Consider the following 20,536-nt stretch of genomic DNA (forward strand, 5'->3'; position numbering starts at 1 on the left):
GCTCGTCGAAGACCATGATGTGGCGCGGATCGATGAACACCTCGATCTCGGCGTCGGGTTCGAAGTCGCGGATGCCGTGGCTCAGCATCACCCAGCGTGCATCCGCGAAATCGAGATGGATGAAGCTTTCCGAGCCGGTGATTTCGGTGATCGTCACCTTGGCGCGCACCGGCACAGCGGCGGCATTGGGCCGATCGAGCGACAGGTGATGCGGCTGAAAACCGACCGTGTACATGGCATCGGCAATGCCGGCGAGATCGGCGGGCACCGGCAGTTTGACCCCACCTTCGAGCAGGAAATCCCCACCTTTCTTGGCCAGCACGATGGTGTTGAGCGGCGGGTCGGCGAAAGTCTTGGCCGTCACCAGATCGACCGGTTTGCGGAACACGTCGATGGTCGGTCCGAACTGGGTAATCCGCCCTTCGGAAAGCGTCGCCGTGTTGCCGCCGAGCAGCAGCGCTTCGTGCGGCTCGGTCGTGGCGTAGACGAAGATGGTGCCGGCGGCGGCGAAGATCCTGGGCAATTCGGCGCGCAGTTCCTCGCGCAATTTGTAGTCGAGATTGGCGAGCGGTTCGTCGAGCAGCACCAGGCTGGCGTTCTTGACGATGGCGCGCGCCAGTGCGGTGCGCTGCTGCTGGCCACCGGACAGGCTCAGCGGCGTGCGGTCGAGATAGGGCGTCAGCTTGAGAAGTGCTGCGGCATGGCGCACTTCCTTGTCGATCTTCGCCTGATCGGTTCCCGCCACCCTGAGCGGCGAGGCGATGTTCTCATAGACGGTCATCGCCGGATAGTTGATGAACTGCTGGTAGACCATGGCGATCTTGCGCTTCTGCACCGGCACGCCGGTGACATTCTGGCCGTCGAACCAGATCGAACCGGAGGTCGGCACGTCGAGGCCGGCCATCAGCCGCATCAGGCTGGTCTTGCCCGAAAGCGTCGGTCCGAGCAGGACATTGAGCGAGCCGTGCTGGAGCGTCAGCGACACATCGCTTATATGCGCGACAGCACCGACCGTCTTGGTGACGTTTCTCAGTTCCAGCATGACGCCTCCTCCCAGGCCTTCCGCATCAGCTCAAACCCCTCTTCATTCGGCAGCCGCGACATGGCGCCGGCTTATGCCGTGCATGAATTCATCGAGAGCCGCCACCTGCTCGCGGCTGAGATGCAGACCGCGCTTGGTACGGCGCCACAATACATCTTCCGATGTGACGGCCCATTCGTTTTGAACGAGATAGCGCACCTCGGCCTCGTAGAGATCGGCGCCGAAGTTGCGGCCGAGATCGACGTTCGATTTGGCCAGCCCCAGCAGCATCCTTGCGCGGGTGCCATAGAGCCGGGTCAGCCGGCGAGCCAGGCGCGCGTCGAGGAACGGATAGGCGGTCTTCAGTTTCGCCACTTCGGCATCGAAACCGGTGGCCGGGAAATCGCCGCCCGGCAACGGCGCGTTTGCCGTCCACGGCTTGCCGCGTTTACCCAGAAAACCCTCGATCTTTTCCAGCATCGATTCCGACAGCCGGCGATAGGTGGTGATCTTGCCGCCGAAGGCGTTGACGATCGGGGCGGCACCATCGCCGCCATCGGCCTTGAGCACATAGTCGCGCGTCGCTTCCTGCGCCTTGGAGGCTCCGTCATCATAGAGCGGACGGACGGCGGAATAGGTCCAGACGATGTCCGAACGCTTGACGGCTTCAGCGAAATATTCGCTTGCCGCGGCGCAGAGATAGTCGATCTCGGTGTCGCTGATCCTCACGTCATGCGGATCGCCGGGATAATCCTGGTCCGTGGTGCCGATCAGGGTGAACTCTTCCTCGTAGGGAATAGCGAAGATGATGCGACCATCCCTGTTCTGGAAGAAATAGGCGCGCGGATCGTCGAATTTCCTGGCGATGACGATGTGGCTGCCCTGCACGAGGCGGACATTGTGCACATCGTTGAGGCCGACGACGCCGGAAAGCACATGATCGACCCAGGGGCCGGCGGCATTGACCAGCAGGCGCGCCTTGACCTCCTCGGTCTCGCCGGTCTGCAGATCCTCGACCTGGACCGTCCACAAGCCGTTTTCGCGGCGCGCGCCGGTCACTTTCGTGCGGGTGCGGACCGTTGCGCCGCGGTCGGCCGCATCACGTGCATTCAGCGCCACCAGCCGCGCATCATTGACCCAGCCATCCGAATATTCGAAGGCCTTCTTGAATAGCGGCTTCAAAGGCTTGCCGGCCGGATCCCTGGCCATGTCCAGCGTCCGGGTCGCCGGCAGCAATTTGCGCCCGCCAATGTGGTCGTAGAGGAAGAGACCGAGCCTGATCAGCCAGGCCGGGCGCAGGCCCTTGGCATAGGGCAGCACGAAGCGCATCGGCCAGATGATGTGCGGCGCGTTCTTCCACAGAACCTCGCGCTCCATCAGCGCTTCGCGCACCAGGCGGAATTCGTAGAATTCGAGGTAGCGCAGGCCGCCATGGATCAATTTGGTTGAGCCCGAGGAAGTCCCGCTGGCGAGGTCGTTCATCTCGGCGAGAAAGACGGAAAAGCCACGCCCGACGGCGTCGCGGGCGATACCGCAGCCATTGATGCCGCCGCCTATGACGAAAATGTCACGGATCGGAGATGCGTCCACAAATTCCTCCAGCGATTTCGCATTGCACCATTTTTGGGCTTTTACGAAACCGTGTCGGAATTATTTCGAAATGATAACGAATGTCAAACGAAATATCACGGGCGCGTGATATCAGCTGAAAACCGCCTAGGCGAGCGACGTCTCGATCAGCTGAACCTCGGCCTCCTGGCAGATCTTGCGCACCGAGGGGATATCGCAGCGGTCGGTGATGAAGGTGTTGACCTGCGACAGATGGCCGATGCGCACCGGTGCGGTTCGCTCGAATTTGGTCTGGTCGGAAACCAGGATGACATGCCTTGCATTGGCGATGATCGCCTGCGCCACCTTGACCTCGCGAAAATCGAAGTCGAGCAAGGCGCCGTCATGGTCGATGGCGGATGCGCCGATCACCGCGTAATCGACCTTGAACTGCCTGATGAAATCGACCGCCGCCTCGCCGACCACACCGCCATCGGAACCGCGCACGACACCACCGGCGATCACCACTTCGATCGACGGATATATCCGCATCCTATTGGCAACATTGATGTTATTGGTGATGACCATGAGACCGCTGTGATCGAGCAACGCCTTGCTGACCGACTCGGTCGTGGTGCCGATGTTGATGAACAGCGAGGCGTTGTCGGGGATCAGCCTGGCTGCCGCACGGCCGATCGCCTCCTTCTCGTCGGCGGCAATCTTGCGTCTCGCCTCATACTCCATGTTCTCGATGCCGGAGGGGTACAGCGCGCCGCCATGGATGCGCGAGAGCAGCCGCTGATCGCACAAATCGTTGAGGTCCTTGCGGATGGTCTGCGGCGTCACATTGAAGTGGTTGGCCAGATCATCGACCAGCACGCGGCCGTGATCCTTGGCCATCTGGATAATCTCGGCATGGCGCGGCGACAGATACATGGGCAACCTCCCGTTTTCGTTTTTCTTGTCTATAGTCGAAAACGAAACCGATGAAAAGGCATAAGCCGGCTAACGAAATCAGCGACCCAGGCCACGTGCGATTTCAGTAATCACCACAAAAGCCGTTTCGACATCGGCGGCGGTCGCCTCGAACTGTCCGACCTGGAACCGGATTGCGATCAGTCCATCAACCTTCGTCTGCGTCAGGTAGATGCGGCCATCGTCGTTGATCGCATTGACAAGGCGCAGATTGTGCTCGTCCCCGTCGGTTGCGGTCTTGTGCCGGAACGAGAACAACGACAGCATCGGTTCGCTGACGATCTCGAAATCCGGCTCCCTTGCCAGCCGCGCCGCCAGCCCTTCGCTCCACGCGACATGATTGCGGATCATCGCGCGCAGGCGTTCCAGGCCATGGGCGCGCAGCAGGAACCATAATTTCAACGCGCGAAATCGCCTCCCGAGCGGTACCGACCATTCGGAATAGTTGATGATGCCGTCATGACCGTGCGTCTTCAGATAATCCGGCTTGATGGCCAGCGTCCTGACATGGCTTTCAGGGTCGCGCAGGAACTGGATCGAGCAGTCGAACTGAGCGCCCAGCCATTTGTGCGGATTGAAAACGATCGAATCGGCGCCTTCGACGCCTGTCCAGAAATGCCGATATTCCGGACAGATCATCGCCGATCCCGCCCAGGCGGCATCGACATGGAGATAAAGCCCATGCCGCCGTGCCACCTCGGCAACCGCAGCAATGTCGTCGGTGCCGCCAGTGCTGGTGCCGCCGACGCAAGCGATGATGCCCGCCGGCAGCATGCCGGCTTCCCGGTCGGCGACGATTGCCGCCTCGAGCGCGGCCGTGTCCATGGCGCGAAAGCGGCCGCTGACGGGAATGCGCACGAGATTGTCCTCGCCGATGCCGGACACCCAGATCGCCCGGTCGATCGACGTGTGCACCTGGTCGGAGGAGTAGATGCGCAGCCGCGCCTGCCCTGCCAGGCCCTGTTTGTTGCCTTGCCAGTCGAGTGCCCGTTCGCGCATGGTCAGCACCGCGGCCAACGTCGCCGATGAGGCTGAATCCTGGATTACGCCCGAGAAGCCTTCCGGCAGACCGAGCGCCTGGCGCATCCAGTCGACGGTGCGCGTTTCGAGTTCGGTCGCCGCCGGCGACGTCTGCCACAGCATGCATTGCGCGGCCATCGCCGAAACAAGATATTCCGCCACCACCGAAACCGGCGCCGCATTGGCCGGGAAATAGGCGAAGAAGCGCGGATGCTGCCAATGCGTCATTCCCGGCAGGATCTTCTCTTCGAAATCGGCGAAGATCCGGTCCATCGGTTCGGCGTCTTCGGGCGGCGAAACCTCGATGCTTCTGGAAACGGCGCCGGGTTCTACCAGTGGCCGCACGGGGCGGTCGCGCAGATTGTTGCGATAGTCAGCGCCCCAGTCGGCGGCGCGCCGCGACCATTGCCGGAAATCATCATTGTTCATCCTGTCCTCCCGACATGATCCATCGCTACCATCCGTCGCGGTTGGTCTCTTATTAATTAACGCGTGAAATATATGCAACCAGCAAGAGATGCCGCACGCCTCAGCCAGGGAAATCCGGCAGGCTGGCAAAAGCCGTCTTCAGCGCATTCGACCAGCCATCGGAGATCGTGCGGTAATACTGGTCGTCCTGGCCGATCCGCTTCTTCAATCCGACCTTGAAAGCGTCCTTCTCCAGGAAGAGCAGGTCGAGCGGCAAGCCGACGGACAGGTTCGACTTCAACGTCGAATCGAACGACACCAAAAGCAGCTTCACCGTCTCGGCGAGGCTCATCGTCTTTTCGTAGGCGCGGATGATGATCGGCTTGCCGTATTTGGTCTCGCCTATCTGGAAGAACGGCGTGTCATCGGTCGATTCGATGAAATTGCCTTCGGGATAGATCATGAACAGGCGCGGCTCGCTGCCCTTGATCTGACCGCCGAGGATGAAGGACGCATTGAAATAGGAATCCGCCTTCTCGCCAGCGGGTGACGAATTGGCGATGACCTCCTTGACCGTGTCGCCGACAATGCGGACCGTTTGGTACATCGACGGCGTTTCGAGCAGTGTGGAATGTCTTTCGGAGATTGCCTTGGTGCGCTCGTCAAGCAGGCTGACCACGGCCTGCGTCGTCGCCAGATTGCCCGCCGACATCAAAACGATGACGCGTTCGCCCGGCTCTTCCCAGACATGCATCTTGCGAAAGGTGGAGATGGAATCCATGCCTGCATTGGTGCGCGTGTCGGACATGAACACGAGCCCGCGATCGATCTTCAGGCCAACGCAATAGGTCATGGAATCTCTTCTAGAGCAATTCCAGGAAAAGTGTGAAGCGGTTTTCCGTCCGGAATTGCGTTAAAACAAAGGGATAGAGCGGTTCGGGGTTCCTTGAAACGATGAATCGCTCGGCAGCAATCTTGCGAGGATTACTGCTCCACCGTGACGGTGACCGCAAGCTGTTCTTCCGCCTGTCCCAGCCGAATTCCCGACACCGGCGTGGCGTCGCGGTAATCGCGGCCCGTCGCCACCTTTACATAACGCTCGTCGGGCGAGATGCCATTGGCGGCATCGAAGGCAACCCAGCCGAGACCCGAAACATGCGCTTCGGCCCAGGCATGGCTGGCCGCCTGCTCGACCGTCGCATCCAGCATCAGATAGCCGCTGACATAGCGGGCCGGAAAGCCCATGGCACGGGCGGCGGCGGCAAAGATATGGGTATGATCCTGGCAGACCCCGGTCTTGAGCGCCAAGGCTTCCTCCGCCGGCGTCGTCGCATTGGTCGTGCCGGGCGTGTAGGCGACGCGCTCTCCGATGACAGCCATCAGCCGGTGCAGCCGTTCGATGTCGCTGCCCTTGCCAACCGATGCGGCGAGTTCGCGGATACCGCTGCCGATCACCGTCAATGGTGTCTCATGGCTGTACAGCCAGAGCGGCGTGAAGCCCTGGTGTGGCCCCGAGACGCCCGCGGTGTCGCGCGTCACCACTTCGCCCGACGCCTCGACCGTGATGAAGTCGCGCTCGCCCTCGACGCTCAACAGCCTTGTGTCGTTGCCGAAATGGTCGACAAAGCGGACCTCTTCGCGCGCGCCTTCGATCGCCAGAGCCCAGGACAGAACGGTCTGCGTCGACCCGCTGACCGGAAGCAGCCGCAGCCGCTGCAACAGATAATGCACCGGCGTATCGTAACGGTACTCAGTTCGGTGGGTAATCTTCAGCCGCATGCTTCTATTCCGTTTGTGAGCGCGATCTCCGGACAAACGGTTTCCGTTTGTCTAAGAAAACCGGCTCCACCTTTCGGGACCATGCTCAATTGAACCGATAATCTTGTGCGATTTCGTCGCCCAGCTTGGTGTTGTCGCGAATGAAATTGGCCAGGAATTCATGCAGCCCGGTATCGAAGATATCCTTGATCGACCCGGCTCTCAGCATTGTCTGCGTCTTCTCGGCCGTTGCGTGGCAGGCATGGCGCTCGCCGTAATCGTCGCCGAGGAATTTCAGATGCTCCGACAGGAAGCGATAGCAGAACATCAGCGAACGCGGCATGCGGACATTGAGGATCAGATAGTCGGCAATGTTGGTCGGCTTGTAATCAGCATCGTAGACCCAGCGATAGGAGCGATGCGCCGAGACCGAACGCAGGATCGATTCCCACTGATAATTGTCGAGCGTCGAGCCAACCCAGGAGATCGACGGCAGCAGCACATAATATTTCACGTCGAGGATGCGCGCCGTGTTGTCGGCGCGCTCGACGTAAGTGCCGAGTTGCGAGAAGTCGAAGATCTCGTTGCGCAGCATGGTGCCGTAGAACGAGCCGCGGATCAGCGCCGTCTCGCGCTTGATGGCGTCGAGCACGCTTGGCAGGTCGCGCTCGTCGATCGGCTTGGCCAGCATCCGCTTCAGCGCCATCCAGGCTTCGTTGATGCTTTCCCAGGTCTCGCGCGTCAGCGCGGTGCGCACCATGCGGGCATTGTTGCGGGCTGTCTCGATGGACGACATCGTGCTCGATGGGTTCGACGTGTCGCGCAACAGGAAGTCGGCGACATTGGCGGCGGTATAGTCGGAATATTTCTGGCTGAAGGTGACGTCGGAACCAGCGCTGAGCAGCACCGAATTCCACTCTTCCGAGGCGCTTTGGGTGCGGGTCAGCGCCATGCGCAGGCCGGCATCGACCAAGCGCGCCATGTTTTCCGCCCGCTCGATATAGCGGTTCATCCAATAGAGCCCGTTTGCGGTGCGGCCTAAAAGCATGAAGTGGCCCTTCGGGCTAGTGAGTAGCGAATAGTGAGCAGTGAATATTAAGCAATTGAATCTCAATGAAATATGGCATTTCCTGTCCCTCTATTTCCGCTACTGACTACTGACTATTCCCTACTGACTATTCCCTATTCACTCGTCTCAATCATCCAACACCCAAGTATCTTTCGTCCCGCCGCCCTGCGACGAGTTCACAACCAGCGAACCTTCCTTCAACGCGACGCGTGTGAGGCCCCCAGGCACGATCTGGATGCGGTCGGAGACCAGCACATAGGGCCTGAGATCGACGTGGCGCGGCGCCAGCCCTTTTTCCGTCAGGATCGGGCATGTCGACAGCGCCAGCGTCGGCTGGGCAATATAATTCGATGGCTTGGCCGCCAACTTCTTGGCGAAGGTCTCGCATTCCTTCTTGGTTGCCGCAGGCCCGACCAGCATGCCGTAGCCGCCGGAACCGTGCACTTCCTTGATCACCAGCTCGTCGATGTGTTCGAGCACGTATTTCAGGCTGTCGGGCTCCGAGCAGCGCCAGGTCGGAATGTTGCCCAGGATTGCCTTGCGACCGGTGTAGAACTCGATGATCTCGGGCATGTAGGAATAGATCGCCTTGTCGTCGGCTATGCCGGTGCCCGGCGCATTGGCGATGGTGATGTTGCCGGCGCGATAGACATCCATGATGCCGGGTATGCCGAGAGCGGAATCCGGACGGAACGTCAGCGGGTCGAGGAAAGAATCATCGACGCGGCGGTAGAGCACATCGATCTGCTTGTAGCCTTCCGTCGTGCGCATGGCGACATGGCCGTCGACCACGCGCAGGTCCTGGCCTTCGACCAACTGCACGCCCATCTGGTCGGCAAGGAAGGCGTGTTCGAAATAGGCGGAATTGAAGCTGCCGGGCGTCAGCACCGCAATGGTCGGCGCACCTTTGGTGCTTTGCGGCCGCACCGCCGCCAGCGACTGGCGCAGAAGCTGCGGGTAGTTTTCCACCGGCCGCACCTTGATCTTCTGGAACAGCTCGGGGAACAGCTGCATCATCGTCTCGCGGTTCTCCAGCATGTAGGAGACGCCGGACGGCGTGCGCGCATTGTCCTCCAGCACGTAGAACTCGTCCTCCGAGATGCGGACGATGTCGACGCCGATGATGTGGGTATAGACGCCGGCCGGCGGCCTGACCCCGATCATCTCCGGCAGGAATGCCTCATTCCTGGCGATCAATTCCCTGGGGACGCGCCCTGCCCGCAGGATTTCCTGGCGATGATAGATGTCGTCGAGGAAGGCGTTCAGCGCCTGCACGCGCTGCTCGATGCCCTGCGTGAGGCGCCGCCATTCATTGCCTGAAATGATGCGGGGAACGATGTCGAACGGGATCAGCCGCTCGGAGGCTTCTTGCTCACCATAGACGGCGAAGGTGATGCCGGTCTTGCGGAAGACGCGCTCAGCGTCCTGCATCTTCTCGGTCAGCCTGGCTGGATCCTGCTCCTTCAGCCAGCGATCATACGCCGAATACGGTCTTCTCAATCCGGAGACTTCCGGAAGCATTTCATCGAACGCTGCCAATCGCATACTCCCCTGTGACGCCATTTCACTGGCGTCGCCGGAGAAAATCAAGCGCAATCGGTGATTTGGGAGATACGGGCGATCAGTATGTTGCGCCTGCCTAAAATTGAGGCAGCTGAAATATGACCTTGATCAGCCTTTGCCTCGTGCCCGGGCAAATGCGTTTACCGGCTAGAAAGCACGGAACGTGACGACGGTGAACGTGTCCTTGATGCCGGGGAGAATCTGCACCTTTTCGTTGACGAAATGGCCGACGTCTTCCTCGTCGTCGACATAGAATTTGGCGAGCAGATCGTAGTTGCCGGCGGTGGAGTAGATTTCCGAGGCGATCTCGGCATCGGCAAGCGCGCTGGCAACCTCATAGGATTTGCCGAGCTCGCATTTGATCTGCACGAAAAACGCCTTCATGGCTTCGTCCCGCTAAACGTCCAAGTCCAGCGGCCCTTCTGGCAGACTGGAGGCGGGCTTTCAAGCGCTGGAATCCGTACTCTGCCGGCCCAGGCCTGGGCTGCGACCTGCCGCAGCTCTCCGCCAGCATGCAACCTGCCGCCGAGCGCCAGCGATTATTCGCGATCGCTGAAACCGCGATGCGCTGCCAAGCGTATGTTATGATGCGTCTTCGGACAGCACCATTTCAAGGGAAGATGTTTCGCGGGACAACGGAGACAGGCCATGCGCCGCGCCTTTTTCGCATTCGCAGTCGTTCCATTCCTCTGCGTGTCGTCGGCATTGGCCGGCGATGCCGAGATCAAGGCAGGCCAGTCCGTCATCGACGGTCAGCTAAAGGCCCTCATCGCCAATGATGGCGCCACCGCCTACAGCTTCGCCGCCCCGAATGTGAAGCGGATCTTCCCGACCGTCGATGCCTTCATGAACATGGTGACCAACGGCTATCCGCCGGTGCGCAAGCCGCAGACTTATTCCTTCGGCAAGGTCGAGGAGACCGGTCCGGGTTCGATCGTCCAGCAGGTGCTGATCGTCGGCCCCGATGGCAAGGATTACGAGGCGGTCTATACGCTGCAGCAGCAGCCCGACGGCACGTTCCAGATCACCGGCTGCAGCCTGCGCGCCTCGAATTCGCTCAGCACTTGAGGCCTTACAGCAACGGGATATCGCCCCTCGCCCAGCCCTCGGTGATTTCGGCGCCGCGCGCCTCGAAGGTGCCAGCCTCGATCGCAGCGCGGATGTCCTGCATCAGTTTCTGGTAGTAGGACAGGTTGTTCCACGTCAAAAGCATGGCGCCGAGCGCTTCCTGCGAGCGCACCAGATGATGCAGATAGGCGCGTGAGTAGTCACGGGCGGCCGGGCAGTCGCTTTCCTCGTCGAGTGGGCGCGGATCGTCAGCATGGCGGGCGTTGCGCAGATTGACCTTGCCGCGCCTTGTATAAGCAAGGCCGTGGCGGCCGGCCCGTGTCGGCATCACGCAGTCGAACATGTCGATGCCGCGCGCCACCGACTTCAGGATATCGTCAGGCGTGCCGACGCCCATCAGATAGCGCGGCTTGTTATCAGGCAGCTCCGGACAGGTGATGTCGAGCATCTCGAGCATCACCGCTTGCGGTTCGCCGACGGCCAGGCCGCCGACCGCATAGCCCTTCAACTCCATCGCGCTCAGCGCCTGCGCCGATCGCACCCGCAGCGCTGCGTTGTCGCCGCCTTGCACGATGCCGAACATCGCCTTGCCCGGCTGGTCGCCGAACGCCGTCTTGCAGCGCTCGGCCCAGCGCAGCGACAGCTCCATGGCGCGCTCGATCTCCTTCATTTCGGCCGGCAGCGCCGTGCATTCGTCGAGCTGCATCTGGATATCGGAATCGAGCAGTCCCTGGATCTCGATCGACCGCTCCGGCGACATCTCGTAGGCGGCGCCATCGATATGCGAGCGGAAGGTGACGCCCTTTTCGGTCAGCTTTCTCAGCTTCGACAGCGACATTACCTGGAAACCGCCACTGTCGGTCAGGATCGGATGCGGCCAGCGGGCGAATTCATGCAAGCCGCCGAGCCGCGCCACACGCTCGGCGCCTGGCCGCAGCATCAGATGGTAGGTGTTGCCAAGGATGATGTCGGCGCCGACGCCGCGCACCTGGTCCATATACATCGTCTTGACGGTACCGCCGGTGCCGACCGGCATGAAGGCCGGCGTGCGGATTTCGCCGCGCGGCATGTCGATCACGCCGCGCCGCGCCTTGCCGTCGATTGCCAGAACCTTGAAGCTGAACTGCTTAGCCATTGAATTCCTTGTCGTGGACCGGGGCGTCCGGCGCCTGCTTGTCGAGCGACTGGCGGTAGTGGATGCAGCCGCGCATGAATTTTGGCCAGGGCGGCACGGCGATCGATGGTTCGGTTTTTTCCGGCAGCAGGTCCCACAGATCGGGGTGATGCCAGCACAATTCATGGCCGGTGGAATCGCGGTGCTGGCGAATGCCGGCGCGCAGTTTTTTCACTTCCGCGATCAGCGCATCGCGGTCAAAGGCTTGCAGATCATCGTCCATCGCTCGTCTCCGCTCGGAAAAGCAGGCTTGCGTCGCCATAGGAATAGAATCTGTAACGGTTCGCGATGGCATGGACATAGGCCGCGCGCATCGTGTCGAGGCCGCTGAAGGCCGAAACCAGCATGAACAGCGTCGAGCGCGGCAGATGGAAATTGGTCATCAGCATGTCGGCGGTGCGAAAACAGTAGCCGGGCGTGATGAAGATATCGGTCGGGCCGGACCACGCAGCCAGAGTACCGTCCTCACGCGCCGCACTCTCCAGCAGACGCAGCGAGGTCGTGCCGACAGCAACGATGCGCCCGCCCCTTGCTCTTGCGGCATTCAGGGCGTCCGCAGTGGCTTCGCTGACCGACCCGGTCTCGGCATGCATCTTGTGGTCGGCGGTGTCGTCCGCCTTGACCGGCAGGAACGTACCGGCGCCGACATGCAAGGTGACGAAGCGGCGTTCGACGCCTTTGGCGTCAAGCGCTGCAAAAAGCTCCGGCGTGAAATGCAGGCCCGCTGTCGGAGCCGCGACGGCGCCCTCCTCGCTTGCATAGATGGTCTGGTAATCGGCCCGGTCGCGTTCGTCGTCGTCGCGTTTCGAGGCGATATAGGGCGGCAGCGGAATATGGCCTACCGCGTGCAGCGCCTCGTCGAGGAACGGCCCCGACAGATCGAAGCCAAGCAGCGCCTCGCCGCCCTCACCTTTCTCGATCACCGTGGCGTCGAGCTGACCGAGGAAACAGGAATTGCCGTCATGGCCGAAATGGATGCGGTCGCCGGCGGCAATGCGCTTGCCCGGCCGCATGAAGGCCAGCCAGCGGTCCGGCGCCATGCGCATATGCAGCGTGGCTTCGACCTGCGCCGTCGCCTCGCCCCGCCGCCTTATGCCTTTGAGTTGCGCCGGAATGACCTTGGTGTCGTTGAACACCAGCACGTCGCCGGCACTGAGCAAGGACGGCAGGTCGCCAACCGTCCGGTCCTCGAGCCCTTCGCCGGGCTTGACCAGAAGCATCTTGGCGCTGTCACGCGGCTGCGCCGGGCGGAGCGCGATGCGCTCCTCCGGCAAGTCGAAGTCAAAGAGATCGACGCGCATCAGTAGAGCCGGACGAGCAGCGCTCCGGCTAAGAGCAGCACCGCGCCGGCAACGCGTCCCAGCGAGATTTCACGCACCGCGACGCCGAGGAAGCCGACGCGGTCGATGAGCATGCCGGCCAGCAACTGGCCGGCGACCAGAAACGCCATCAGCGCGGCAGCACCTATGCGTGGCGTCAGGATCGTCGACAGCGTGACATAGAAACCGCCGAGCATGCCGCCGGCCACGAACAGCCAGGGCGCCGGCGCTTTCCAGTCGAGCGAGATGCCTTGCAGCTTCACCACCGTAACGGAGATGATGCCGAGCACGATCGCGCCCGACAGGAACGAAAACGCAGCCGCCGCGACCGGGAGACCCAGGCCGCGCGCCAGCTGCGAATTGATCGGCGCCTGAATGGCAATGAAGGCGCCGGACAGGATGCCGAGAAGCGACCAGACGACGCCCATCATTGTCGTTTGCCCTTACTTGACGTCGGCCGCGACCTTCAGCGACACGATCTTGTCGGGATCCTGCACCGGCTCGCCGCGCTTGATCTTGTCGACATTGTCCATGCCTTCGATGACCTGGCCCCAGACCGTGTACTGGCGGTTGAGGAAGGCGGCATCGTCGAAGCAGATGAAGAACTGCGAATTGGCCGAGTTCGGGTTCTGCGAACGGGCCATCGAGCAGGTGCCGCGGCCATGGTTGGCGTTGGAAAATTCGGCCTTCAGGTCCGGCTTCTCAGAGCCGCCCATGCCCGCGCGGGACGGCGCGAAGGAAGGCTTGCTCGAATTGCCGAACTTGACGTCGCCGGTCTGGGCCATGAAGCCTTCGATGACGCGGTGGAAGACCACGCCGTCATAGGCGCCTTCCCTAGCCAGTTCCTTGATGCGGGAGACGTGGCCCGGCGCCAGGTCGGGGAAAAGTTCGATGACGACCGTGCCCTTGGTCGTTTCCATGATGAGCGCGTTCTCGCGGTCCTTGATTTCGGCCATGTCAGATATCCTTTTGAGAAAACAGAGTTATTTGGCAATTTTACTTGTCTGCGGCGATGCGCACCTTGATCATCCGGTCGGGGTCGGAGACCGTGCCGTTATCCGCCTGGTCGCCCTTCTTGATGTGATCCACCAGTTCCATGCCGCTGACGACATTGCCGACGATGGTGTACTGGCCGTCGAGCGGCGGTGCCGGAGCGAACATGATGAAGAACTGCGAATTGGCCGAATTGGGGTCCTGCGAGCGGGCCATGCCGACCACGCCGCGCTTGTAATGTTCGGTCTGCGAGAATTCGGCCGGCAGGTCGGGCAGGTCGGAACCGCCAGTGCCGACGGCCTCGGCGCTGAAACCTTTTTTCATATTGCCGAACTTGACGTCGCCGGTCTGCGCCATGAAGCCGTCTATGACGCGGTGGAAGGCGACGTTGTCATAGGCGCCTTGGCGCACCAGCTTCTTGATCTGCTCGACATGCTTTGGCGCCAGATCGGGCCGAAGCGCAATGGTGACGTCGCCGTCCTTCAGCGTGATGACCATGGTGTTTTCCGGGTCGGCGGCGAAGGCCGAGACCGATGCGGTCACAAGGCCGGCAAGCACAACGAGGAACGAGGCGAGCTTTTTCAGCTGCATATCTATCTCCGGAATCTTATTTCGCGAATTTGGCGGTGAGCGCACCGGCAACCGCCGCCGGGACGAAGGGGCGGATGTTGCCTCCCATAGAGGCAATCTGGCGGACAAGTGTGGCGGTAATGGTGCGCACGGACGGGCTGGCGGGCAGAAAAACCGTCTGCAACTCAGGTGCCATAGTCTCGTTCATGCCGGCCATCTGCATCTCATAGTCGAGGTCGGTGCCGTCGCGCAGGCCGCGGATCATGATCGAGGCGCCGTGCTTCCTGGCGGCGTCGATGACCAGCCCGTCGAAAGCGACGACCTTGATACGGGCACCATCGCTGCCGAATTCCGCCTTCGCCGCGGTCTCGATCAGCTTCACCCGCTCCTCGAAGGAAAACAGCGGCTGCTTGCCCGGATGGATGCCGATCGCCGCATAGACGATGTCGGCCACGGCCAGCGAAGCCTTCAGCACATCGAGATGGCCGTTGGTCAGCGGGTCGAAGGAGCCGGCATAGAGGGCGATGCGTTCGGTCATGGCAGGTGCTTCTAATGCATGATCCCAAAAAGTGGAAACCGGTTTTTGCGGACAAACGGTTTTTCGTTTGTCCTAGAGATCATGCTCAAATGAAAGCTAGAGCCTGTTCCATCTTCCGTCCACCAAGATGGAACAGGCTCTAGCGAGCCTCTCTCGCAAAGGCAAATCCGATCGGCGCGCCGGCCGTGAACCTTTTCCGGCACATGAACGACAGATGAACACGCTGATCACGAAGCCTTCACGCAGCGTTCACTAGGTTGCACCTTAATTAGATGAAACCAAAATCCCATCTATCCGTTGTTAGGCGCAGGAGAACACGCACATGCTGATCTACATGCTCGCCACCGCAATGACCGTCGCCATGCTGATCGCCACCGTATTTGGGCTGCATCAGGAGGCACAACGCATCCGCGTCAAGGCAAACACCAAGCGCTTCGAAGGCTTCGGCCCGCGTAAGCCATATCGCCACTACTGATAAAGCCTGGACTTGCTGCCGCGCCGGCCAGCTGGCCGGCGTTGCCATGTCAAAACCTGGGTGCCGGACTTAGTCCGCACCCTCCGGACCGGCGTCAGACGCCGCAGCGGCATCGGCACCGCCCTCGACGGTTTCTTCGCTTTCTTCGTCCGCTTGCGGTTCAGAGATCCGCTCGACCGAAACCACCTTTTCGCCTTCAGCCGTGTTGAAGATGGTCACACCCTTGGTGGCGCGGCTGGCGAAACGAATGCCGTTGACCGGCACCCGGATGACGGTGCCGCCGTCCGACACCAGCATGATCTGGTCGTCATTGCCGACCGGGAAGGTCGCCACCAGCCTGCCAATCTCGGCCGCCTTCGACACGTCGGTGGCGCGGATGCCCTTGCCGCCGCGTCCGGTCAGCCGGAAATCATAGGACGACGAACGCTTGCCGTAGCCGAATTCGGTCACCGTCAGCACGTACTGTTCGTGCGCCTTGAGTTCTTCGTATCGGCTGTCGGAAAGCTCTGTCTCCTCTCCGATCTCCTCATTGGTCAGCGCGATCTCTTCCTCTTCTCCGGCCGTTTCCGTGGCAAGCCGCCGCTCCGCCGCCGCGCGCTTCAGGTAAGCGGCGCGTTCCGCCGGCGAAGCATCGACATGCTCTATCACCGACATCGAGATGATGCGGTCGGTCTCGGCCATGGTTATGCCGCGCACACCGACCGAATTGCGGCTCTGGAAGACGCGCACGTCGCCGACGGAGAAGCGTATGCACTGGCCGGAACTGGCGGTCAGCAGCACGTCGTCCTTGTCGGTGCAGGTTTCGACGCCGAGGATCTCGTCGCCTTCTTCCTCCAGCTTCATGGCGATCTTGCCGTTGCGGTTGACCTGGACGAAGTCGGATAGATCGTTGCGGCGCACGGTGCCGCGTGTGGTGGCGAACATCACGTAGAGTTCGCCCCAACTGGCCTCGTCCTCCGGCAGCGGCATGATGGTGGTGATGCGCTCGCCCTGCTCCAGCGGCAGCATGTTGATCAGCGCCTTGCCGCGTGACTGCGGATTGCCGATCGGCAGCCGCCAGACCTTTTCCTTGTAGACGATGCCGCGCGAGGAGAAGAACAGCACCGGCGTATGGGTGTTAGCGACGAACAGCCGGGTGACGAAATCCTCTTCCTTGGTCGACATGCCGGAGCGGCCCTTGCCGCCGCGGCGCTGCGCCCGGTAGAGCGACAGCGGCACGCGCTTGATGTAGCCGGAATGGCTCACCGTCACGACCATGTCTTCGCGCTGGATCAGATCCTCGTCTTCCATGTCCGAACCGCCGTCGGTGAGCTCGGTGCGGCGCGGCGTGCCGAACTCGTCGCGCACGGCGGCAAGCTCGTCCTTGACGATCTGCTGGACGCGCGCGCGGGAAGACAAAATGTCCAGATAATCGATGATTTCGGCGCCGATCGTGTTCAACTCGTCGGCGATCTCGTCGCGGCCGAGCGCGGTCAGGCGCTGCAGGCGCAGCTCGAGGATGGCGCGCGCCTGCTCCTCGGACAGATTGTAGGTACCGTCCTCGTTGATCCGGTGGCGTGGATCATCGATCAGGAGGATCAGAGATTCCACGTCGCCAGAGGGCCAGCGCCGCTCCATCAACTGCTCACGCGCCGTCTGCGGATCCGGCGCGGTGCGGATCAGCTTGATGACTTCGTCGATGTTGGCGACTGCGATAGCGAGACCGACCAGCACATGGGCGCGATCGCGCGCCTTGCGCAGCAGGAACTTCGTCCGCCTTGTGATCACCTCCTCGCGGAAGGCGACGAAAGCCTTCAGCATATCGGTCAGGTTCATCACTTCCGGCTTGCCGCCATTCAGCGCCACCATATTGGCGCCGAAAGAGGTCTGCAGTGGCGTGAAGCGGTAGAGCTGGTTGAGAATGACGTCGGCAACGGCGTCGCGCTTCAGCTCGATGACGACCCGGTAGCCCTGGCGGTCGCTCTCGTCGCGGATATCGGAAATGCCTTCGATGCGCTTGTCGCGCACCAGTTCAGCCATCTTCTCGATCATCGACGACTTGTTCACCTGGTAGGGAACTTCGGTGATGATGATGGACTCGCGGTCGTTGCCGCGCTGTTCGATGTTGACGCGCCCGCGCATGACGATGGAGCCGCGGCCGGTCGAATAGGCGCTGTAGATGCCCGAACGGCCAAGCACGATGCCACCGGTCGGAAAATCAGGGCCAGGAATGATCTCCATCAGCGCCGGCAGGTCGATCGCCGGATTGTCGATGATGGCGATGGCGCCATTGCAGACTTCACCGAGATTGTGCGGCGGGATGTTGGTCGCCATGCCGACGGCGATGCCGCCCGAGCCATTGACCAGAAGGTTGGGAAAACGTGCCGGCAGAACCTTAGGTTCGCTGCCGGAAGCATCATACGTGTCCTGGAAATCGACGGTATCCTTGTCGATATCCTCCAGGAGCTCGTGCGCAACCTTGGTCAGCCGCGCTTCCGTGTAGCGCATCGCCGCAGGCGGATCGCCGTCGATGGAGCCGAAATTGCCCTGCCCGTCGATCAACGGAACGCGCAACGACCAGTCCTGCGCCATGCGCACCAAGGCGTCATAGATGGAAGCATCGCCATGCGGATGGTATTTACCCATCACGTCGGCGACAGGACGCGCCGACTTCACATATTTGCGGTTCCAATGGTAGCCGCTCTCATGGGCGGCGAAGAGAATGCGGCGATGCACCGGCTTCAGGCCGTCGCGCACGTCCGGCAGCGCACGGCTGACGATCACGCTCATGGCGTAATCGAGATAGGAGCGCTGCATCTCCTCGACGATGGATATCGGCTCGATGCCGGTGGGGCCGCCGTCGGCGCCGCGCGGTGTCTTCTGGTCGGTCAAATCGGATCACAATCTAATCAGGAATCACTTGGTGCTTATATAGGAAGCAAGCCCGAAACTCCAACCTTCACGGCACTTTTCCAGTGTCATTTTTGATGGTAATTTCAAATGGATACCGATGATTGCGACGATATGGCCAAGGCGGTTTTCGCCGCCCTGACGCAAAAGCCTGCGTGTCTGCCTTTGCGGTGCACCGGGCCGATTCACCAAGCAGAAACGGCCTATGCGCCACGGCGGCTGCGATACTGGCTTGGCGTCTGCCCCATGATCCGCCGAAAACGACGATTGAAGGTCGACAGATCGCTGAAGCCAGCGCCGAAAGCGATCGCGGAAACCGTATCGTCCGACATGCGTAGCCGCACCGCGGCCCTGTGCAATCGCGTCTTGAGCAGGAATTGGTAGGGGGTCATGCCCGCCACCTGCCGGAAGATGCGCAGGAAATGATACGGACTGGTCGCCGTCCCATCGGCAAGCGCTGAAAGGGAAACCGGCCCGTCGGCATCGAGTTCGATCCACCGCACTGCCTCGGCCACCCGCTTCTGGTCGCGGCGGCTCGGCGCGCGGCTGACATGCGTAGCGCCAGAGGCTGTGGCCACGGCAGCACCGGCCATGCGGAGGGAAAGTTCCTCGAAGGCGTCGATGTCGGCCGTCTCGCGCGCGGTCTCCGCCTCGGCCAGGAGTGGCGCCAGGACCGGCAAAGGCGGCAGGCGCGCCGCCTCGAAAGCCAGCTTCCTGGCGCCCGGCACGCCAGCCGCGATCCGCTCCATGTAGGACGGCCTGAAATGGAACGAGAGGCAACGATCGCCGCCGCCATGCTCGTGCCCGCATTCGTAACATGTGCCGGGATTGCCGAGCAGGAGCGCGCCGGGCGCCAGCATCGCCGTTCCTTGTTGGGCGCGGTAGCGGAACGTGCCGCTGGTGACTGCAGCCACACAGAAATCCTGATGCGCCTCCTCGAACGGCCGGCCGGCGCCGGCCGTGCAGATCACATCCGTCACATGCCAACCGGCTCCGGATGCGAGACTATGCGTGGTCGTCGTCATGGTCGAAATATAGCAATTTTTCCCAAGCCCAGAACCCCGTAACCGCCTATTCCCTCCCAATCTCCTGACAAGAAGAGGCCACAACCATGTTCGATCAATCTTCGTTTGCCGATGCTCTGCATAGCGCCGGACCGATCGAAGGCCTTGCCGAAAAACTGAGCCTTTACGGCCGCTTCGTCGGCGCCTGGACTTTCGAGGCCTCGCGCCACCTCGAGGACGGAACGGTGCTGACAGGGCGCGGCGAGGTGCATTTCGGCTGGGTGCTGGAAGGCCGGGCGATCCAGGACGTCTGGATCCTGCCCGCGCGGGACACTGGTTCCCAGCCTTCGCTCGGCAAATGGACTTTCTATGGCACGACGCTGCGCGTCTATGATCCCGGCGCGGATGCCTGGCACATCTTCTGGAGCGACCCGCGCAACCAGTATTTCAGCCGCCAGCTCGGCCGCGCCGAGGGCGACACGATCGTGCAAGTGGGCACCGACGGCACCGGCAGCTCAGTACGCTGGGGCTTTTCACGCATCACCGAAAACGCCTTCCGATGGCTGGGCGAGCGCTCGCACGACAATGGCGCGACATGGCGGCTGGAGGTCGAGTTCCTGGCGCGCCGAGCGGTTTGATCGCCGAAGAATGCAGCAGCCCGGAATAAAAGCGTCGCGACCCTTTGCGCCCTCCGCTGTCCCGCCGGCATCAACCACTTTCTCACGAACAGTTCCCACCGAACGGGCTTTGCTCTACCAATTATCCTGGTACGGGCACGGCCCGGCGGGAGGGTCAGAGATGCCGAGTTTCGACAGCCTGTTCAACGCGTTCGTCACCATTCTCGTGACCATCGATCCGCCCGGCCTGGCGCCGCTGTTCCTCGCCGTGACGCGCGGCATGAACCGCGAGGAGCGCCAGCAGGTTTCCGTCCGCGCGTCGATCATCGGTTTCCTGGTGATGGCGCTGTTTGCGGTTGCAGGCGCCTCGATCCTGTCGGTGTTCGGCATCACGCTGCCGGCCTTCCGCGTCGCCGATCTTCTCCTTGCGGTCCTGCCGGCGCTCGAACACCATTTCGAAGGCGATGAAGAACAGCAGACAGCCGCCGGCGACCCGGAAGGCCGGCAGCGTGATGCCGCACACCGAC

The 20,536-nt window shown here is 61.7% G+C and carries 21 protein-coding genes and 2 pseudogenes; 4 read left to right on the forward strand and 19 right to left on the reverse strand.

Annotation, left to right across the window (positions count from 1 at the left end; translation table 11 throughout):
• From EN990_RS30495 to EN990_RS30535, 9 genes are all read right to left on the reverse strand, one after another.
• The coding region (locus EN990_RS30495) for an ABC transporter ATP-binding protein (RefSeq protein WP_164766183.1) at nt 1-1,042 on the reverse strand (1,042 nt) is incomplete at its 3' end.
• Nucleotides 1,043-1,084: 42 nt separating this feature from the next.
• Nucleotides 1,085-2,611 (reverse strand): glycerol-3-phosphate dehydrogenase, encoded by a 1,527-nt coding sequence (gene glpD / locus EN990_RS30500; protein ID WP_127369306.1) that lies wholly within the window; start codon nt 2,609-2,611, stop codon nt 1,085-1,087.
• 126 nt (nt 2,612-2,737) lie between these two features.
• Entirely contained in the window at nt 2,738-3,505 is a 768-nt protein-coding gene (locus EN990_RS30505; RefSeq protein ID WP_127369307.1) for a DeoR/GlpR family DNA-binding transcription regulator, read from the reverse strand.
• A gap of 78 nt (nt 3,506-3,583) precedes the next feature.
• Nucleotides 3,584-4,993 (reverse strand): aspartate aminotransferase family protein, encoded by a 1,410-nt coding sequence (locus tag EN990_RS30510; protein ID WP_127369308.1) that lies wholly within the window; start codon nt 4,991-4,993, stop codon nt 3,584-3,586.
• A gap of 100 nt (nt 4,994-5,093) precedes the next feature.
• Nucleotides 5,094-5,825: a peptidase gene (locus EN990_RS30515; RefSeq protein WP_013531816.1), complete on the reverse strand. Its 732-nt coding sequence runs from the start codon at nt 5,823-5,825 to the stop codon at nt 5,094-5,096.
• A 131-nt stretch (nt 5,826-5,956) separates the two neighbouring features.
• Entirely contained in the window at nt 5,957-6,751 is a 795-nt protein-coding gene (locus tag EN990_RS30520) for a transglutaminase family protein (RefSeq protein ID WP_063172085.1), read from the reverse strand.
• Between the two features lie 85 nt (nt 6,752-6,836).
• The gene (locus EN990_RS30525) at nt 6,837-7,778 is read right to left on the reverse strand and encodes an alpha-E domain-containing protein (protein ID WP_024503501.1); all 942 of its coding nucleotides are present in this window, start codon (nt 7,776-7,778) and stop codon (nt 6,837-6,839) included.
• A 147-nt stretch (nt 7,779-7,925) separates the two neighbouring features.
• Nucleotides 7,926-9,338 (reverse strand): circularly permuted type 2 ATP-grasp protein, encoded by a 1,413-nt coding sequence (locus EN990_RS30530; RefSeq protein ID WP_024503502.1) that lies wholly within the window; start codon nt 9,336-9,338, stop codon nt 7,926-7,928.
• A gap of 171 nt (nt 9,339-9,509) precedes the next feature.
• Nucleotides 9,510-9,746 carry an Lrp/AsnC family transcriptional regulator gene (locus EN990_RS30535; protein ID WP_010909609.1) on the reverse strand — a complete coding sequence of 79 codons (237 nt, stop codon included), beginning with the start codon at nt 9,744-9,746 and terminating at the stop codon, nt 9,510-9,512.
• A gap of 264 nt (nt 9,747-10,010) precedes the next feature.
• Between EN990_RS30535 and EN990_RS30540 the strand changes: the two genes are divergently transcribed.
• A complete protein-coding gene (locus tag EN990_RS30540; protein WP_063167942.1) occupies nt 10,011-10,430 on the forward strand; it encodes a DUF4864 domain-containing protein in 420 nt (139 codons plus the stop codon).
• A gap of 4 nt (nt 10,431-10,434) precedes the next feature.
• On the opposite strand, the gene tgt is transcribed toward EN990_RS30540, so the two are convergent.
• The 7 genes from tgt to coaD all read right to left on the reverse strand — a co-directional run bounded on the left by tgt (nt 10,435) and on the right by coaD (nt 15,024).
• Entirely contained in the window at nt 10,435-11,565 is a 1,131-nt protein-coding gene (tgt, locus tag EN990_RS30545; RefSeq protein ID WP_013531821.1) for a tRNA guanosine(34) transglycosylase Tgt, read from the reverse strand.
• On the reverse strand, nt 11,558-11,827 hold the full coding sequence (locus EN990_RS30550; RefSeq protein ID WP_013531822.1) for a hypothetical protein: 270 nt from the start codon (nt 11,825-11,827) through the stop codon (nt 11,558-11,560). Before EN990_RS30550 ends, tgt begins: the two co-directional genes overlap by 8 nt.
• Nucleotides 11,817-12,905, reverse strand: coding sequence for a tRNA preQ1(34) S-adenosylmethionine ribosyltransferase-isomerase QueA (gene queA / locus EN990_RS30555; protein ID WP_127388488.1), 1,089 nt, complete (start codon nt 12,903-12,905; stop codon nt 11,817-11,819). The genes EN990_RS30550 and queA overlap by 11 nt, the downstream gene beginning before the upstream one ends.
• A complete protein-coding gene (locus EN990_RS30560) occupies nt 12,905-13,354 on the reverse strand; it encodes a DMT family transporter (protein ID WP_013531824.1) in 450 nt (149 codons plus the stop codon). Before EN990_RS30560 ends, queA begins: the two co-directional genes overlap by 1 nt.
• 12 nt (nt 13,355-13,366) lie before the next feature.
• A complete protein-coding gene (locus tag EN990_RS30565; RefSeq protein ID WP_013531825.1) occupies nt 13,367-13,879 on the reverse strand; it encodes a peptidylprolyl isomerase in 513 nt (170 codons plus the stop codon).
• A 40-nt stretch (nt 13,880-13,919) separates the two neighbouring features.
• Nucleotides 13,920-14,414: a peptidylprolyl isomerase gene (locus EN990_RS30570; protein WP_224619653.1), complete on the reverse strand. Its 495-nt coding sequence runs from the start codon at nt 14,412-14,414 to the stop codon at nt 13,920-13,922.
• Nucleotides 14,415-14,523: 109 nt separating this feature from the next.
• Nucleotides 14,524-15,024, reverse strand: a complete 501-nt coding sequence (gene coaD / locus EN990_RS30575) for a pantetheine-phosphate adenylyltransferase (RefSeq protein ID WP_013531827.1) — start codon at nt 15,022-15,024, stop codon at nt 14,524-14,526.
• Nucleotides 15,025-15,346: 322 nt separating this feature from the next.
• Between coaD and EN990_RS30580 the strand changes: the two genes are divergently transcribed.
• The gene (locus tag EN990_RS30580) at nt 15,347-15,499 is read left to right on the forward strand and encodes a hypothetical protein (protein WP_081714296.1); all 153 of its coding nucleotides are present in this window, start codon (nt 15,347-15,349) and stop codon (nt 15,497-15,499) included.
• A 69-nt stretch (nt 15,500-15,568) separates the two neighbouring features.
• On the opposite strand, the gene gyrA is transcribed toward EN990_RS30580, so the two are convergent.
• Complete coding sequence (gyrA, locus tag EN990_RS30585) at nt 15,569-18,370, reverse strand: DNA gyrase subunit A (protein WP_013531829.1); 2,802 nt, start codon at nt 18,368-18,370, stop codon at nt 15,569-15,571.
• Between the two features lie 221 nt (nt 18,371-18,591).
• Nucleotides 18,592-19,413, reverse strand: a complete 822-nt coding sequence (locus tag EN990_RS30590) for an AraC family transcriptional regulator (protein ID WP_127370434.1) — start codon at nt 19,411-19,413, stop codon at nt 18,592-18,594.
• A gap of 86 nt (nt 19,414-19,499) precedes the next feature.
• Here EN990_RS30590 and EN990_RS30595 point away from each other — a divergent pair, with 86 nt between their 5' ends.
• Together EN990_RS30595 and EN990_RS30600 are read left to right on the forward strand one after the other, a co-directional pair.
• Nucleotides 19,500-20,030, forward strand: coding sequence for a hypothetical protein (locus EN990_RS30595; RefSeq protein WP_127368978.1), 531 nt, complete (start codon nt 19,500-19,502; stop codon nt 20,028-20,030).
• Nucleotides 20,031-20,190: 160 nt separating this feature from the next.
• A pseudogene (locus EN990_RS30600) lies at nt 20,191-20,436 on the forward strand (MarC family protein); the annotation flags it as partial.
• 33 nt (nt 20,437-20,469) lie between these two features.
• Here the strand turns inward: EN990_RS30600 and EN990_RS36840 are convergent.
• Nucleotides 20,470-20,532, reverse strand: a pseudogene (locus tag EN990_RS36840) (MarC family protein); the annotation flags it as partial.
• Nucleotides 20,533-20,536 lie beyond the last annotated feature (4 nt).

Source organism: Mesorhizobium sp. M7A.F.Ca.US.005.03.1.1 (assembly GCF_003997975.1).
Classification (GTDB): Bacteria; Pseudomonadota; Alphaproteobacteria; order Rhizobiales; family Rhizobiaceae; genus Mesorhizobium; species Mesorhizobium ciceri.